This window comes from uncultured Oscillibacter sp., assembly GCF_947654275.1.
Classification (GTDB): Bacteria; Bacillota; Clostridia; order Oscillospirales; family Oscillospiraceae; genus Oscillibacter.
Map to the genome: position 1 here is coordinate 44991 of NZ_CANTJS010000014.1, position 16049 is coordinate 61039.

At 56.9% G+C, this 16049-nt stretch carries 10 protein-coding genes and 1 tRNA gene; 8 read left to right on the plus strand and 3 right to left on the minus strand.

Annotated elements, in window-relative coordinates; genetic code table 11:
• The first annotated feature begins 43 nt into the window (after nt 1–43).
• On the plus strand, nt 44–556 hold the full coding sequence (locus Q0063_RS05550; RefSeq protein ID WP_297870984.1) for a nitroreductase family protein: 513 nt from the start codon (nt 44–46) through the stop codon (nt 554–556).
• Between the two features lie 319 nt (nt 557–875).
• Here Q0063_RS05550 and Q0063_RS05555 read toward each other — a convergent pair whose 3' ends face one another.
• The 3 genes from Q0063_RS05555 to Q0063_RS05565 all read right to left on the minus strand — a co-directional run bounded on the left by Q0063_RS05555 (nt 876) and on the right by Q0063_RS05565 (nt 5615).
• The gene (locus tag Q0063_RS05555) at nt 876–1796 is read right to left on the minus strand and encodes a hypothetical protein (protein WP_297870985.1); all 921 of its coding nucleotides are present in this window, start codon (nt 1794–1796) and stop codon (nt 876–878) included.
• A gap of 672 nt (nt 1797–2468) precedes the next feature.
• Entirely contained in the window at nt 2469–3752 is a 1284-nt protein-coding gene (locus Q0063_RS05560) for an IS4 family transposase (protein ID WP_297870986.1), read from the minus strand.
• Nucleotides 3753–4244: 492 nt separating this feature from the next.
• Nucleotides 4245–5615, minus strand: coding sequence for a D-alanyl-D-alanine carboxypeptidase family protein (locus Q0063_RS05565; protein ID WP_297870987.1), 1371 nt, complete (start codon nt 5613–5615; stop codon nt 4245–4247).
• A 131-nt stretch (nt 5616–5746) separates the two neighbouring features.
• Between Q0063_RS05565 and Q0063_RS05570 the strand changes: the two genes are divergently transcribed.
• The 7 genes from Q0063_RS05570 (at nt 5747) to Q0063_RS05600 (ending at nt 15999) form a co-directional block, all read left to right on the plus strand.
• Nucleotides 5747–6157 (plus strand): helix-hairpin-helix domain-containing protein, encoded by a 411-nt coding sequence (locus Q0063_RS05570; protein ID WP_297870988.1) that lies wholly within the window; start codon nt 5747–5749, stop codon nt 6155–6157.
• Nucleotides 6154–6831 (plus strand): response regulator transcription factor, encoded by a 678-nt coding sequence (locus Q0063_RS05575; protein ID WP_297870989.1) that lies wholly within the window; start codon nt 6154–6156, stop codon nt 6829–6831. Before Q0063_RS05570 ends, Q0063_RS05575 begins: the two co-directional genes overlap by 4 nt.
• Nucleotides 6832–6841: 10 nt before the next feature.
• Nucleotides 6842–8242, plus strand: coding sequence for a cell wall metabolism sensor histidine kinase WalK (locus Q0063_RS05580; RefSeq protein ID WP_297870990.1), 1401 nt, complete (start codon nt 6842–6844; stop codon nt 8240–8242).
• Nucleotides 8239–9105 (plus strand): GerMN domain-containing protein, encoded by an 867-nt coding sequence (locus Q0063_RS05585; RefSeq protein WP_297870991.1) that lies wholly within the window; start codon nt 8239–8241, stop codon nt 9103–9105. Before Q0063_RS05580 ends, Q0063_RS05585 begins: the two co-directional genes overlap by 4 nt.
• Nucleotides 9106–9575: 470 nt before the next feature.
• Nucleotides 9576–12104 (plus strand): flagellin, encoded by a 2529-nt coding sequence (locus Q0063_RS05590; RefSeq protein ID WP_297870992.1) that lies wholly within the window; start codon nt 9576–9578, stop codon nt 12102–12104.
• Between the two features lie 591 nt (nt 12105–12695).
• Entirely contained in the window at nt 12696–15065 is a 2370-nt protein-coding gene (locus Q0063_RS05595; protein WP_297870993.1) for an S-layer homology domain-containing protein, read from the plus strand.
• An 858-nt stretch (nt 15066–15923) separates the two neighbouring features.
• Nucleotides 15924–15999, plus strand: a tRNA-Ala gene (locus Q0063_RS05600).
• Nucleotides 16000–16049: the final 50 nt, after the last annotated feature.

The following is a 16049-nucleotide window of genomic DNA, read 5'->3' on the forward strand; positions in this document are numbered from 1 at the left end:
TGGTACAATGGGCTTATTCTGAAAGAAGCGAGGATTGATTTCCATGGATTTTGCCGCACTGGCCGCCGCACGCTATTCCCTCCGCAAGTTCGACCCCCGTCCCGTGGAGCCGGAGAAGCTGGCCCTGATTCTGGAGGCGGGCCGGAACGCCCCCACCGCCCACAACAACCAGCCCCAGAGAATCTTTGTGCTCCAGAGTCCCCAGGCCCTGGAGAAGGCCGACGCCTGCACCGCCGCCCACTTCCATCCGCCGGTGATGCTGGCGGTGGGCTATGACCCTTCCGCTTCCTGGAAGCGGGAGACCGACGGCAAGGACCACGGGGAGATTGACGCCGCCATTGCCGTTACACAGATGATGCTCCAGGCGGCGGACCTGGGGCTGGGCACCACCTACGTGGGCATGTTCGAGCCGGAAAAGCTGCTGGCCGCCTTCCCGGAGATGGCGGGCACCTGCCCCATCGCCCTGCTGCCCCTGGGCTATCCGGCGGAGGGCGCGCACCCCGCCCGGCTCCACGGGGACCGCAGGCCTCTGGAGGAGCTGGCGGTTACCCTGTAACCTGACAAAAAAACGGAGGCAGACGCCCAATGTCATTAAGTTAAGGCTTCCAAGCGCCCCAAAAAAAGCCCACCACCTTCTTACTGAAAAAGGTGGTGGGTATTTTTTCGGGTCTTACATGCTGTCAAAATGACAAAAATCGTCTGAATTTACTGCCCCATAGCGCGATAGAGGAAGGTGACAATCTGTCCACGGGTACAGGTAGCGGCGGGAGAGAAGTTGCCGCCGCCTGTTCCGCTGTGATTTCGTTCTCTATCGCCCATGCCACAGCTTGCGCATGGACTGCATTCGTGTAAAAATCAGCAAATCCGCAAATATATCACTTTTTGCGATTCGAATACCATAGAAAATGGTCAAACTTTCTACGTCTAAAAGGAATATCGATACTCTTTTGATCTAGGAGTTCTTCAATGCAGTCATTAAAAGCAAGATAGTTACAAGTAGTCCGCCATTCTCCAATAGCGGACTTTGTAAGTTTGGGTATATAATAAGGCAGGGCATCTTTCACTACTCTATCAAAAATAGAGTAGTCGTCTCGTTCATAAATTTCTACATTATGATATGTGCAATATTTGGATGCAAAAGAAAAGAGATTGATTTGCCCATTACTTTCGGCAAGTTGACTGACTAATAACGGATCTCCTTGAGAAACCCGAATATCAAAGTCTTGGATACTCAATATCAAATCCACTATTTCAGAAAGGGATATTTTCTTTATATGTGTACTTATGTGGGTGGAATTTGTTAAATCAATGAGTGCAACTTTCATCGCAACCAATTCTCGGTCAACATTCTGGGGAAACCGTTTTAAAACATCATGTATTAAGGTGAAGTTTGAGCCATAGTCTGAAGTTGCAAGGACTTGTTGATGAACATATTCGATATTTTCTCGTGTAAGGGGCAGATAATCTTTTTTGTTGTCAAGATTACGCCCATACGATATTGGTGTACAAGAACTTGATATCATAGATTGTGTTTCTGTTTTCGAACTCTTTTCTTGAGCAACTTTTATTGCTTTTCTAACATACCAATGAGGTCCTCGTTCTCCAAAGGATTCAATGTTAATTCCATTCAGCGACAAATAGTTTCTCAATAAGGAACGCTGTTTTCCCTGCGGTATTTCGCCAGTAGAAAGGTCAATCATATAGGGATACTTATTAAGCGGGCCATTTTTATATAGGGCATATTCTTTCCCCTCAATGGTGATGACTGTATCTGCGTCTTTATATCTTTCTATCATTTTATTTTACCACTTCATTTCAAAAGGCCTCGCCAAAAGCCAATGAAAACGCCCAATAGAAATCTCAACATAAATTATCCCTCCGATAAATTTTATATATGTACCCTGTCCCTCCTTGACAAAGTCCAAAACTTTCAGATAGCTCTTTTAAATCAATTTTAGCCTATCGCGGAAGAAATTGCAATAGCGTTTTCGGGAAAAGTCTGCAAAAACAGACTTTCCATCTTTTTCATTGTCATATCCCGGACTTGTTGATTCTTTCGTGTTATATTTTTGATTCTTGCGGCTTAAGGAAATAGCCACCTATTTTTATATCATTTTGTAGACAAGTTGAGAATTTTATTTTCTCTTAACTAAATGCTAGTTTCTGGAAAATTTTCCCACAGAAAAACAGGGGGTGCAAAAATAGCTTTTACAACGTATTTTGGACAGGTTGCAGTTTGAGTGCAAGCGTAATTTCAGCGAAAAAGGAGAAAACCGACCATTTTCTGGTGCATTGACCAGACATGTTGAAATTTTACTGAACCGCAAATCTTAAAAGTGGATTTGCCTGCCATTAAGATAAGGCGGCACATTTTTTTGAAAAATCCCGCGATTTTGGCTCTAAAACCGGCCTTTTCAAAAATAGCGCCACGAAGAAGGGCGGGAGTTCAACCCCCAGCCCCTCTTTTTTTACGCCGCCACGCGATAGGTGAAGCCAACGAAGCCCTTCACTTTCAGTTTGCGCTTGTCTCGCCGTCCCTCCCGGATGGGTACAGTGTATCGGCTGATTTCTTGAAGTAGCTTCTCACTGTCGGCGCTGTTCGTCCTGAAATACTCCCGACAAAGGGCTACCGCCATCTTGAAGTTGACGCGGTAGGCATAAACGCCCTCCGGCGGTTGTTTGACAACTGCTTCCCGCACAATTCTGCTTGTGAAGTTGAACATTGTCAGCGCCGCCCATATCTCCTGCTCTGCGAAAGCGTCCCGTTTGCCGTGGAGATTCACCAGGCCCAACGTGTATTTCAGGTCACGAAAGCTGGTTTCAATTCCCCAGCGCAGATGATACAGTTCCCGGATGTCCTCTAATGTGAATGTGCGCGGAAGAGACGTGGCGATTGTCTCAAACTCTCCCGTTTCAAGCTGGAACCGGACAATGCGGATTTTCATTTGATAAGGACTCGGAAAGTCCCAACGCCCCCGGCGCGTCTTTGCGCCCGGTTTGCTTTTTTTCGGGACTTGCAGAAAGATGTAACGCTTCTCTTTATCCTCCTTCGTCTGGGTTGTCGTGATGGTAAAACCGATCTCACAATCCAACTCAAACATGGGCAAACGAGCCACTTCCCGCATGGCGGAGTGGTTCTGTTTAATGCGGATTAAAAAGTCCGTGTTGGGCTTTTCAAGCAGGTGAGCCATCACGTTGTAGCTCTCATATCCACGGTCTGCGATTATAATTGTTTTTTCGGAAAAATGATTCCTCTTTATCATCTCAATCAACGCACCGATTTCATCCTTTTGGGGCTCTGGCTGGATGAGCGCGTCGTAAAATATCTTGTTGCACAAATCATAAAGCGGGTTTAGGTGTAGTTGATTGTAGCCGTTTGGTGCGCTTTCGTTTTGAACGAATGAGGGAGCTTTAGGGTTGCGCGGGATGTTGACGGAAGTTCCATCTACTGCCAACAGGCGATAACCACGAAAGTTCCCGCTATCCTCGCAAGAAGCGTTGAATCTCTGGAACACGTCCCGGAATGTCTCCGGGCTGATTTGTGCGCGGCGCTGTGAAATGGCGGCGGGGGTTACGTCAATGTCTGCCCGATGAAGTTCCTTTGCCAAAGAGCCGCCCTCCGCTCCGATTAGCAGACAGATTACGCCAGCCCTCGACAATTTGCGATTGCGGGACGGCTGGCCTGCTCTCATCTTTTCAGCCGCTTTCCTGATTGCATAGTTGAGCGTCTGATTTATAAAATTGATATTCAAATTTGTTTCCTCCGTTGGCTGTACTAGCCGCCGGACGAAAAAAGAACGACAAACGCACGCTCCAAAACATGGGGCATGTCTTTGACGTTCTCGTTCGCTACTAACTATCTAAAAATGTGTTTATGTGAGGCTATTCAAACATGTAAGCTATAAAAATCAATCAAAAATGGAAAACAAATTCAAAATATCAAACAAAATCAAATTCTGTAAACTTAATAAAATGTGGTTATTGTGGTTTATTCAAAAATTTCCATGCGACCGTCCGTCACGACGACTGCGTATAGGGTAGCATATACCGCGCATACGTTCAATATTTTTCGGGGTTAGTTTACACTTCGTTTACAATCCCGCTTTAACTTAACGATTTGCCCGGATTTCTGTATGACTGTTAAGGGGACAAATGCCCCGCATTTGCCCCTTTAAGCCCTTAGCTTAATGACATTGGGCAGACGCCTCCGTTTTTTTATCTGTCCGGCAGAGAATCGGGAAGGGTCAGCGCCGCCGGCCCCGGTAGCCGCTGCGGGTCCGGCCCACGCTGCGTCCGTAGCGGTAGCGCCGCCGGCTGAATACCAGCTTCCAGAGGAGGTAGAGGGCCGCCAGCGCTCCCAGCACAGCGCCGCCCACCTTGGCCTGGGTGGTGCCCAGGAAGTTTTGGATGTCCCGCCAGAGGACCCGGAGGCGGGACGCCTCCACATCCGTGAAGGCCAGCAGGTCCACGGAGGCGTATTCCTTCCCGTCCAGGCTGACGGAGAGGGTTCCCAGCACGTCGCCGGCGGCAATGGGGGCCTCCACCGGGTCGGAGCGCAGGGTGATGGTTTTCTCCAGGTCCTCCACGTTCAGCTCCTGGGGCACCAGAATCTCCACCGGCTGATCGGTGTGGAGGGTCACGTGGTCCTGACGGGAGAGGGAGACGGGGGCCTCCCCCGCCACATCGTTTTCCTTCAGGATGGTGCGGTAGGTAAAGTTCTCAAAGGCCCAGTCGAACAGGCGGTTGGTCTCTCCGAAGCTGTAGGTCCACCAGGTGGTTCCGTCCTCCAGAAGGGTCCGGTCCGCCCCCAGAATCACGCTGACAAAGCTGAGGCTGGCTCTCCGGGCGGTGGACACCAGACAGTGGCCCGCCAGGGAGGTGCTTCCGGTTTTCACGCCGTGGGCCTCGCCGTTGAGGTAGCCCCGGGAGCGGTAGCCGCAGATCAGATAGTTGGTGTTATACAGGATGCGCTCCGGGGACAGGTTGGTGGCGGGAATGGTGGTGGAGGTGGTGTCGCAGACGGTCATGAATTCCGGGTACTCCATGGCGGCCCTGGTAATCAGGTACAGGTCCCAGGCGGACGTGTAATGCTGGTCGTCGTGAAGGCCGTGGGGGTTCATGAAATGGGTGTGCTCACAGCCCAGCTCCTCCGCCTTGGCGTTCATGGCGTCCACAAAGGCCCCCACGGAGCCGGAGACCTGCTCCGCCAGAATGGTACAGGCCTCGTTGGCGGAAACCACCAGCATGCAGTACAGCAGCTGTTCCACCGTCAGCACCTCGCCCACCTGGATGCCGGCGGTGCTGCCGTCGGCGGCCAGGGTGGTCATGGCGGAGGCCGTGGCGGTAATGGGCTGGTCCAGCTTCAGCGTTCCCCGGTCGACAGCCTCCAGCACCAGCAGGGCGGTCATAATCTTGGTGAGGCTGGCGGGATAGAGCTCCTGGTGTTCGTTTTTTGCGTAGACCACCGCGCCGGTCTTCTGGTCCACCAGCAAGGCGGCCTTGGCTTGTATGTCCGGGTCCGGCACAGCCGCCGAGGCGGGGACCGCCAGCAGATTCACCAGCAGAAGCAGCAATAAAAAAATTGAGAAAAACCGGGAAAAACTGTTTGTTTTCATGTCCATCTCCTCAAATTTATGGTATACTATTGGTCGGACTGTATCATCGAAGGGGAGGCCCTCCGGGGGCTCCCTTACAGGAAAGGTTCAGATTTAACACAGTATACCAAAAAAAACGGAGGAGCGCAACTGTGGATGTGCGGAAATCTGTCATAAAAGCGGAATTTATTCTGCTGGGCATCACGGCGCTGTTCCTCTGCCTGCTGCTGGGTCTCTTTTTCCATGACCGGAGGGAGGCCGCCCAGCCCGCTTATCTGGAGACGGAGCACCCCGCCGCCCCGGAGGAGCTCCATCCTCCGGCTCCGCCGCCTCTGGATCTGAACGCGGCTTCGGAGGAGGAACTGACGGCCCTGCCCGGAATCGGCCCGGAGCTGGCCCGGCGGATTGTCGCCTACCGGGAAGCCAACGGGCCCTTCCCCACAGTGGAGGCCCTGACGGAGGTGTCAGGCATCGGGCCGGCAAAGCTGGAGGCTCTGGAGGGACTGGTGGCGGCGGGCAGCGAAACGGAAGCGCCGGAAGGAATAGGAAAGGACAAGGAATGAGAATTTTAGTGGTGGATGACGAGAGGACACTGGTGAAGGGCATCAAGTTCAACCTGGAGAACGAAGGCTATCAGGTGGAGTGCGCCTATGACGGCGCGGCGGCGGTAGAGCTGGCCCGGGAAAGCAAGCTGGATATGATTATTCTGGATTTGATGATGCCGGAGGTGGACGGGCTGGAGGCCTGTATGCGCATCCGGGAGTTTTCCAATGTGCCCATCATCATGCTGACCGCCAAAAGCGAGGACGCCGACAAGCTCATGGGCTTTGAGTGCGGCGCCGACGACTACCTGACCAAGCCCTTCAACATCCTGGAGCTGAAGGCCCGGGTCCGGGCCCTGCTGCGGCGGGCCGCCGGGGTCCAGCGGAGCCGGAACAGCATTCTGACGGCGGGGGACCTCTCCCTGAACACCGAGGAGCGGGTGGCCATCCGGGACGGGCTGACCATCGACCTCACCGCCAAGGAATACGACCTGATTGAGCTCCTGATGCGCAATCCCCGGCGGGTGTACAGCCGGGAGAATCTCATGAATGTGGTCTGGGGCTACAGCTACACCGGGGACTACAGAACGGTGGACGTGCACATCCGCCGCCTGCGGGAGAAGCTGGAGCGGAACCCGGCGGAGCCCGAGCACATCTGCACCAAGTGGGGGGTGGGGTACTATTTCAAAGAGTAAACGTCTGCTGGTGCACAGTCTCCAGTTCCGCATCGGCCTGAGCTATATCCTGGTGCTGCTGGGGGTTCTGCTGCTGCTGAATACCTATCCGCTGCTGGTGTCCGAGGACCTGGTCTTTCACTCCAAGACCGTCAACCTCCAGAACAGCGTCTCCGTCATGGTCAACTCCCTGTCGGGCCTCAGCGTCCTGACGGAGGAGAATGTGGCCGACGCCATGAGCGTGGTGGAGGAGACGGGCCTCTCCCGCATTCTGGTGACGGACAGCGCCGGCCGGGTTCTCTACGATACCCGGGAGACCGACAGCGCCGTGGGCTCCTATGCCCTGTATACGGAGATTGTTCAGGCCCTGATGGGCGAGGACGCCTCCAGCTGTACTTACCGGGGGGCGGCGTTCCGGAGCCGGGCGTCCTCGCCGGTGCTGTATCAGAATCAAATCATCGGGGCGGTGTACGCCTATGAGTACGACACCGACCAGGCGGCTCTGCTCTCAGGGCTCCAGGAAAATCTGCTGCGGCTGTCCGCCGTGGCGGGGGTGCTGGTGCTGGCCCTGAGCCTGATTCTCTCCAAGGCGCTGACCCGGAAGATCGGATTGCTGCTCACCGCCATTCAGAAGGTCCGCGAGGGCTCCTACAGCCACCGGGCGGACATCCCGGGCCGGGACGAAATTGCCCGGATTGGCCGGGAGTTCAACAGCCTGACGGACCGCCTCCAGACCACGGAGGCCGCCCGCCGCCGCTTCGTCTCCGACGCGTCCCACGAGCTGAAAACCCCTCTGGCGGCCATCCGGCTGCTGTCGGACTCCATTATCCAGACCGACTGCATCGACCTGGACACCACCCGGGAATTTGTCTCCGACATCGGCCGGGAGGCGGAGCGCCTCTCCCGCATCACCGAAGACCTGCTTCGCCTGACCCGGCTGGACAGCGGCGTGCTGGAGCCCCCGGCGGCGGTGGAGGTGCTGCCGGTGCTGGAACAGGTCATGCGCATGATGAACCTGGTGGCACAGGAGAAAAACGTGGACCTCACCTACAGCGCGTCCGGGGACTGCGCGGTTCTGGGCACCCGGGACGAGATTCATCAGGTGATTTACAACCTGACGGACAACGCCGTGAAATACTGCGGCAGCGGGGGTTCCGTCCAGGTTTCCCTGTTTTCGGAGAAGGAGGACGTGGTGCTGACGGTGGCGGACAACGGCGGCGGCATTCCCGAGGCGGACCTGCCCCGGATTTTTGAGCGCTTTTACCGGGTGGACAAGGCCCGGTCCCGGGCCGCCGGCGGCACCGGCCTGGGTCTCGCCATTGTCAGCGACACGGTGAAGCGCCGGGGCGGCGCTGTGGAGGCCGCCAACCGGCCCGGCGGCGGCGCGCTGTTCACGGTCCGCTGGCCCCGGCTGGAGGGAGGGGGAGCATGATGAGAAAAACCGCCCTGTGTCTGGCCCTGCTGTGCCTGCTGGCCCTGCCGGCGGGGTGCGGGGAGAGGGAAGAGGACCCCTATTTCCTCTACTACCGGGAGGCCGACCTCTCCTTTGCCGCCGGCGGCGGCGTGTTCCAGACGGAAACCGTCTATTTCACCGAGGCCGAGTCCGCCGACCCCCGGGCTCTGGCCGAAGCGCTGCTGACGGAGCTTCTGAAGGGTCCCTTTGACGAGACCCTGAAAAGCCCCATCCCCGCCGGAACCGCCCTCCTCTCCCTGAAGCTGGAGGGGAGCCGGGCCCTGGTGGACCTCTCCGCCGCATACGGAAGCCTCTCCGGCGTGGCCCTGACTCTGGCGGACTGCGCCGTGGTCATGACCCTGACCCAGATTCCCGAAATTCTCTCCGTGGAAATCACCGTCCGGGGCCGGGAACTGGCCTATCGGGAACAGCCCCTGCTGTCCGCCCGTGAAATGCTCCTTTTCCCCGAGGAGGACGTCATCAGCACCGTGACGGCGGCGCTGTATTTCCTGGACGCCGGGGGCCGCCTGACGCCGGAGGAACGGGTGCTGGACCTCTACGAGGGGGACACCCAGGTCTCCGCCGTGGCCCAGGCTCTGGAGCGGGGACCGGAAAACAGGGAGCTGACCTCCGCTCTGCCGGAGGGCTTTCAGGTGAAATCCGTCTGGCAGGAGGAGGACATCTGCTATGTGAATCTCTCCTCGGCCCTGCTGGAGGAGCTCGGAGAGTCCGCCGTCCGCACCGCCCTGGAGGCTCTGGAAAATTCCCTGGGCTCTCTGGAGAGCGTGGAGGAAATCCGCTTTCTGGTGGACGGCGAGTTTACCCGGAGCCTGTCCGGCTAGACCGGAGAGGACCCAAAGAGGCGCTAAAGAGGCACAAAAAGTCTCCCGTGGAAAAATTTCCGCGGGAGACTCTTAATTTTCAAAATATTGTGACGATAAACCTGTTGTAAGCAGTCCGCAGGAGGCGGACAGCGTGCGGGAACACGGAAAGCGGGGCCGCTTCTAAAACAGGCCCTGATGCCAAACAGGCCTCAATAGAAGAGCGCCGCCATGCGGAGCATGGCGGAAACCAAAAAAGAGCCGCCGCACAGAATGCGTCGGAAACGCAAAAACTTCCCATAGAAGGAAGCCGCCGCACAGAGTGCGGCGGAAACCAAAAAGATTTCAGCCGGCCGGCGCGGGCCGGATGAAATATTGTCGGGCGTCCCTCCGGGCCGGGCAGAAACGGCCGTAATGACCGGACCGGACGGCGCGAAACCCTGCGGCCAGACGAAAGGATTTGTCTGGATAATTTAAAAGGAGTTTAAATTATGCGTATTCAGCACAATATTTTGGCAATGAATGCCTACCGCAACTACAACACCAATACCTCTGCCCTGGCTAAGAACCTGGAAAAGCTGTCCTCCGGCTATAAGATCAACCGCGCCGGCGACGACGCCGCCGGACTGGCTATTTCCGAGAAGATGCGGGCCCAGATCACCGGCCTGAACGCCGCCAGCAAGAACGTCAAGGACGGCATCTCCCTGGTGAAGACCGCCGAGGGCGCCATGCAGGAAATTCAGGACATGCTCAACCGCATGGACTACCTGGCTACCCAGTCCGCCAACGGCACCTATGACGATCCCGTGGACCGCCTGAACCTCCAGAAGGAAGTCGACGCTCTGAAGACCGAAATCAACCGTATCGCTGATTCCGCCAACTTCAACGGCATCAACCTCCTGGACGGCTCCATGCAGGACGGCAAGATCACCGGCGCGAAATACGAGTCTGTTGACGCCGCTGATATTCTCGGCCTGATTCCCCCCGAGCTGAACAAGGGCCAGCCCGCCGTGGATTCCGACAAGACCATTGTGGAGGCCGACGCTGAGAAGGCCACCCCCGCTTCCTTCTCTGTGAAGCTGGATAACCTGAACGTCCTCAAGGACGACAACAACTTTGTCCTGAACATCGGCGGCAAGGACCTGGATGCTGTTTCCGTGAAGGAAGGCATGAGCTCCGACCAGATTGCCGAGCTGTTCAACGGAAGGGAAGTCGACCTTACCGATGATAACGGCAATACCGTTACCTTCAAGATCACCGCTCAGGACAACATCCTGAACTTCAAGGCCACCGAGTCTGTTGCCTTCAATCCTCCCAAGGACGTGACCTTCACCACTTCCTCCTCTCAGAAGGCTACGGATAATATCGAGGTCCGTCTGCCTGGCCCCAAGGATGCTACTGGCGCTGGAACCCCCAACAAAGTGATTGTTGAGGCTTATGCTGAGGCGAATGGTAATGCCTCTGCGACCATGGCAGCTACTGGCGTAACTAATCTTACTTTGGCAGATGGAGATAACGCTGGCACTGCCAACGCAGGGCTTGATGTAGATGAAATCATTGCTAAGGCCAAGGCTGATGGTCTGACAGGTGATGTTACCGTTCGGGTAGACGATGCTGGTAAAGTTGGATTGTATATCGGCAATGACAAGATTGCTGACGGCGATGCCGACGTTACTGCTGGTGTTCCGGCAAATAACGCTGGTAATATTGATGTTAGCTTTGGAGACTTTGGAACGGTTTGTTTCAAAAATACCCATGCAACCGACAATGTTGCGGCCGATGACATTTATGGCATCAGTGTCGGCACTGGCCTGACCATCAACAGCGGGAAGAGCGGCGAGACGCCCATCACGGTCAACGACACAAATCTGAAGGCTGCGCTGGGGGATGCCGGACTGGACGGCCTGGCTTCCGGCAATGTGTCTGTCGCCTACAACAAGAATGCCAATAACGGTGCGGGCGCTTGGGAGATGACTGCGGACGGCCAGACTATCGCCCTGACTGCCGATGCCACGACTACTGCCGGCAAGCTGCTGCTTCAGGATGCTGGCGGCAATACGCTTTTCACCGTTGACCTGAGCGGCGCGGCCATCAAGCCCACCGAGGCCGATTTCCAGGACGCCTTTGCCAACGGCAAGACGGTTGCCAAGCTGGGCAAGGAGGCCACTGTCACCGGTACCATCAACGGCGCTACCCAGAACATCCAGCTGGGCACCGACGGCGGAGACAACCGCGTGGCTAACACCACCATCGACCTCAGCGAGTATTTCCAGAAGGACGGCACCACCATCACCCTGGGCGACACCACCTATACCATTGCTGTGGGCAAGGACAGCAAGTTCAAGAGCGCCGAGAACGTCATTGACCTGACTGACTTCGAGCCCAACAACGTGGACGCTCAGGTTGCTGCCACCCGTCTGACCACCGTTGCCAAGAACAACAACGGAATCTTCTCCGTGGGCCACGACGGCAAGGGCAACACCACCCTTCAGCAGCTCTCCGAGGCCAAGGACAGCACCGATATGACCACCCGGGAGAAGATCGCCAGCTATATCAAGATCTCCACCGTGGATGCCAAGAGCCTGCGGGACGTCAAGACCGCCAGCGGCCTGACTCTCCAGATCGGCGACACCTCCGACTCCTTCAACCAGATGAGCGTGTCCATCGGCGACATGCACACCGACGCCATGGGAACCAAGGGCGGCAAGTCCATTGCTGATATCAACATCGGCAACCAGAAGGGCGCGCAGGAGGCCGTTCAGGTCATTAAGGACGCCATCAACTACGTCTCCGGCGTCCGCGGCGACCTGGGCGCTGTCCAGAACCGTCTGGAGCACACCGCCAACAACCTGAGCGTCATGGCGGAGAACATCCAGGATGCTGAGTCCACCATCCGCGACACCGACATCGCTGAGGAAATGATGTCTTACACCAAGAACAACATTCTGGTCCAGTCCGCTCAGGCGATGCTGGCCCAGGCCAACGCGGTGCCTCAGGGCGTCCTCCAGCTGCTGGGCTAATCCTCAACAGCACTTACGCGGGACGACTGCTGAGCTAAGATTCAGCGGCACCCACGCAGGACGACCGCGCGAAGCGCGAAACAAAAAAGGCGGGCCTTTCGGCCCGCCTTTTTTGTGTATGGAGCAGATTCCGAGAAGTGAAATCCTGCATAAAAATGCCGCACCGTTTTTGTTAAAATTGCTGATTTTTCAAAAATCCAAAAAGTTTTTCCCCAAAAAAACCTGGGCGATTTTCAAACGCACTTATTTAGAACCTGTATTCATAGCCGAGGGATGCCGGATGGGCGAGGATTTTTCTCGTCAGACAAGGAGGTTTTCCGCAGCAATCCTGACGGATTGCAAGGGAAATCGACGCAGTATGACGGGAAAAAGACCGGCCAGACGGCATGCGGCGGTTGTGAATACAGGTTCTTAATAGAGGGCAAATTCAGGCCCGAATATAAAAAGGAGGATTTTGAAGAATGAGACGACTGAAACAATGGACGGCGGCGCTGTGCGCCATGGTGCTGCTGATGTCCGCTGTACCCGCGGCGGGGGGCCTACTCGCCTCCGGCGCCGGACCGTGATACCTATGGGCGGAGCTGTACCCGGGTGATAGGCGGCATCTACTACGGCGAACAGACCCAGGACAACGTTTGGACCGCCCGCATCCATGGTTACATCTGCCCCATGAACAATGGGCAGAAGCATGTGATTCAATGGGTGGGAGACAATTGGCAAACCACCTGCACGCAGGGCGGAAACACCTATAACTACTGTACCCTCTGCGGAGAGAAGGAAATTCTGAAGGAGGAGCCACTGGGGCATGATTTCGTCAATGGCGTCTGCACCCGCACAGGCTGCGGGGAAAAGGACCCTGATTACCGGAATCCCTCTGTAGACCCCGGCGGGTCCTCGACCAACCCAGGTGAGACCACCAACCCCGGCGGGTCTGCCACGAACCCCGGTGAGACCACCAATCCTGGTGAGACCACTGGCCCTGTCATACCGGAGCCCCCTGTCACGCCGCCGGTTACACCCAATGCGCCCTGCGCCAATGGCCGGCATACCTGGAAATATCTGACGGAACAGGCCACCTGCTCCAAGGAGGGCCGGAGCTACCGGATCTGTTCTGTCTGCAAGACGGAGGAAACCGTCCGGGCCATCCCCAAGAGCTATCACAGCTGGAAGTATGAGACCGTTCCCTCCACCTGCACCGCCGAGGGCAAGGCCACTCGAACCTGTTCCGTCTGCAAGGAGACGGAGGTCCAGCGGGTCATCCCCATGACCGCCCACCGCTGGGAGAAAAAGACCATTCCCGCCACCACTGCCTCCGCCGGCAGGAATTATCAGGTCTGCTCCGTCTGCGGCCGGGAGGAGACCCTCTCCGTCATTCCCCGTAAGCTCCACGACGGCAGCGGCAGCACGGAGATGCCCAAGCTCAGTCAGGCAGAGATTACCCAGCTGCTGAAAAACGCCCCTGTGCCTCTCAGCACCATTTATGATAGCATCTGTGATGTAGAGCCCTCCTATAAGGCTCCCTATTCCACCGGCAGAGTCAAGGACAGCATGCTCCAGGCCGCCGCCGCCCGGCTGAACGCCATGCGGCGCATTGCGGGTCTGCCTGCCGCCGTTCTGGACGCCGGGCTGTGCGAAAGCGCCCAGTATGGCGCGGTGGTCAACGCTGCATTGGATGAGCTGACCCATTATCCCAGCCAGCCGGCGGGGATGGACAGCGGATTTTACCAGAAGGGCCGGGCCGCCGCCAGCTCCAGCAATATCGCCTGCGGCTATTCCCTGGTAGGCTCCGTGGACGGCTACATGGAGGACAGCGACCCCGGCAATATCAGCCGGGTGGGTCACCGGACCTGGCAGCTGAACCCCAAATTGGGCAAGGTGGGCTTCGGTATGGCCGGCAGGTACTCCATGGAGAAGGTCCACGACCAGAGCGGCCAGGGCTGCCCCTACGACTATGTGGCCTGGCCCGCCTCCGGCAGTTTCCCCAGCGATGTGTTCGGCGGGGACTACGCCTGGAGCGTGCACCTGAACCGCAGCCTCTATGCCGCCCCCTCCGCCAGAGACATCACCGTGACCCTGACCGGCGGCGGGAAGAGCTGGACCTTCCGGAGCGGAGAGCATTACAGCACAGCTTACAAGAGTAAATACTTCACCTGCTTCAACGACTATACCATCGGCTACTGCATCGTTTTCCGGCCCGACGGGGTCACCGCCTATGACGGAACCTATACCGTCCGCATCGACGGCCTGAAGCTCCGGGACGGCAGCTCCACGACGCTGACCTATCAGGTGGACTTTTTCAACACCGGTCTGTCTGACCCCGGCCCCACTTCTGGCCAGCAGAACCCGCAGCCCGGCCAGCAGCCTGGACAGCAGCCTGGACAGCAGCCCGGTCAGCAGGGCCAGATTGCCCAGATGCCCGACGCCGTGGCCAACGGAAACCCCTTCACAGACGTGCCCGCCAACACCTATTATCATGACGCGGTTATGTGGGCGCTGAACAACGGCGTCACCACCGGCGTGACGGAGACCCAGTTCCAGCCCAATTCCACCTGCACCCGGGGCCAGGTGGTGACGTTCCTCTGGCGGGCCAAGGGCTGTCCCGAGCCCCGGACCAAGACCAATCCCTTTACCGACGTGGCCTCCTCCAGCCCCTTTTATAAGGCCATCCTGTGGGCCCAGGAGAACGGCATTACCACCGGAACCACAGCCACCACCTTCAATCCCAGGGGCACCTGCACCAGCGGCCATGTAGTGACGTTCCTCTGGCGCTCCAACGGCGAGCCCAACCCCGTGGGGGCCAGCGCCCTGGCCAGCGCCAACCCCGACAAGTACTTCCCCGGTGCCGTGGCCTGGGCGGACAGCAGCGGCCTGCTGACCGGCGTGGGCTCCGCCTTCGTACCCGGCCAGAATTCCCCCAGAGCCAACATCGTCACGTATCTTTACCGGGATATTACAGGCTGATCCCGTTGAAAACGGGTTTCGAGAGAGCCCAGAAAGAACGACCGGAAGGGACCCCGTCAGGGGTCCCTTTCCCGGCTGTACCTGGTTTTTCCTGCTTCTTTCTGATACCCGGCGGCAGGCCCTGTATCAGGAAAACCATTCGCCTTTTGAAGGGCGTGTTCCGCCGTCTTCCAGATAGGCCATCCGGTGGACCTGAACCACCCGGCGGAGGACGGTGGGCGATTCAGGTCCGCCGGAGCCGGTTCCGCCAAAGATGCAGGTAAGGGTCGGATTATGTCTGAAATTGGCAAGAGGATTGTCACAGACCCGGCAGGGATGGTGCCGCAATTGGTACAGAAATGTTCCATTTTCAGGTAAGACCGCCCCTTTTTGCGGTGTTTACTTGGAGTGAGGAAGTCAGTGATGAAACTGCATTCGTAGAAAGCGGTGAGGCAATCGCCCGGGAACGGTGATTTTGTCATAGGGGCAGCTGCCGGGAGCCAGGTTCAGAGAAAGAGCGGTGTCACCAATGACGCCGGGGCATGGCCCGGGTCGTGAATCCGGGTGAAGTTATGGGGGTGCCGGTCTTCTTGCCGGTGTCCTGAAGTGAGTTTCGACAACGGCTTTGGCTTTCGTGATTTTTCCTTTGCTGTTTCGATTCAGCAGGTTCCACCCGGACCGGGGCCGCATAAAAGATTTGGATCACATTTTTCGAAAATTTTTAAATTAGCACTTTACAATGCCGGAAAATATGGTATAATAACTTCTGCTGTCAGGTAGTGACGGTGTCAGGCGGAAGAGGCCCGGCGGTCTGTTGGGCTGTTTTCGCAGGACATAGACTGCAAGCCGTATCAAGAGAAGCATGAGAATAAGCAGTTTGGGCCTGTAGCTCAGTTGGGAGAGCGTTCGGTTCGCATCCGAGAGGTCGAGAGTTCGAATCTCTTCAGGTCCACCATGATAAGTTGACAGGCTACACCAAGGGGGTAGTCTGTCAACTTTTATATC

Coding starts and splice junctions, on each gene's coding strand:
- Q0063_RS05550 (WP_297870984.1), top strand. CDS start 44: ATGGATTTTGCCGCACTGGCCGCCGCACGCTATTCCCTCCGCAAGTTC.
- Q0063_RS05555 (WP_297870985.1), bottom strand. CDS start 1,796: ATGATAGAAAGATATAAAGACGCAGATACAGTCATCACCATTGAGGGG.
- Q0063_RS05565 (WP_297870987.1), bottom strand. CDS start 5,615: ATGAAAACAAACAGTTTTTCCCGGTTTTTCTCAATTTTTTTATTGCTG.
- Q0063_RS05575 (WP_297870989.1), top strand. CDS start 6,154: ATGAGAATTTTAGTGGTGGATGACGAGAGGACACTGGTGAAGGGCATC.
- Q0063_RS05585 (WP_297870991.1), top strand. CDS start 8,239: ATGATGAGAAAAACCGCCCTGTGTCTGGCCCTGCTGTGCCTGCTGGCC.
- Q0063_RS05590 (WP_297870992.1), top strand. CDS start 9,576: ATGCGTATTCAGCACAATATTTTGGCAATGAATGCCTACCGCAACTAC.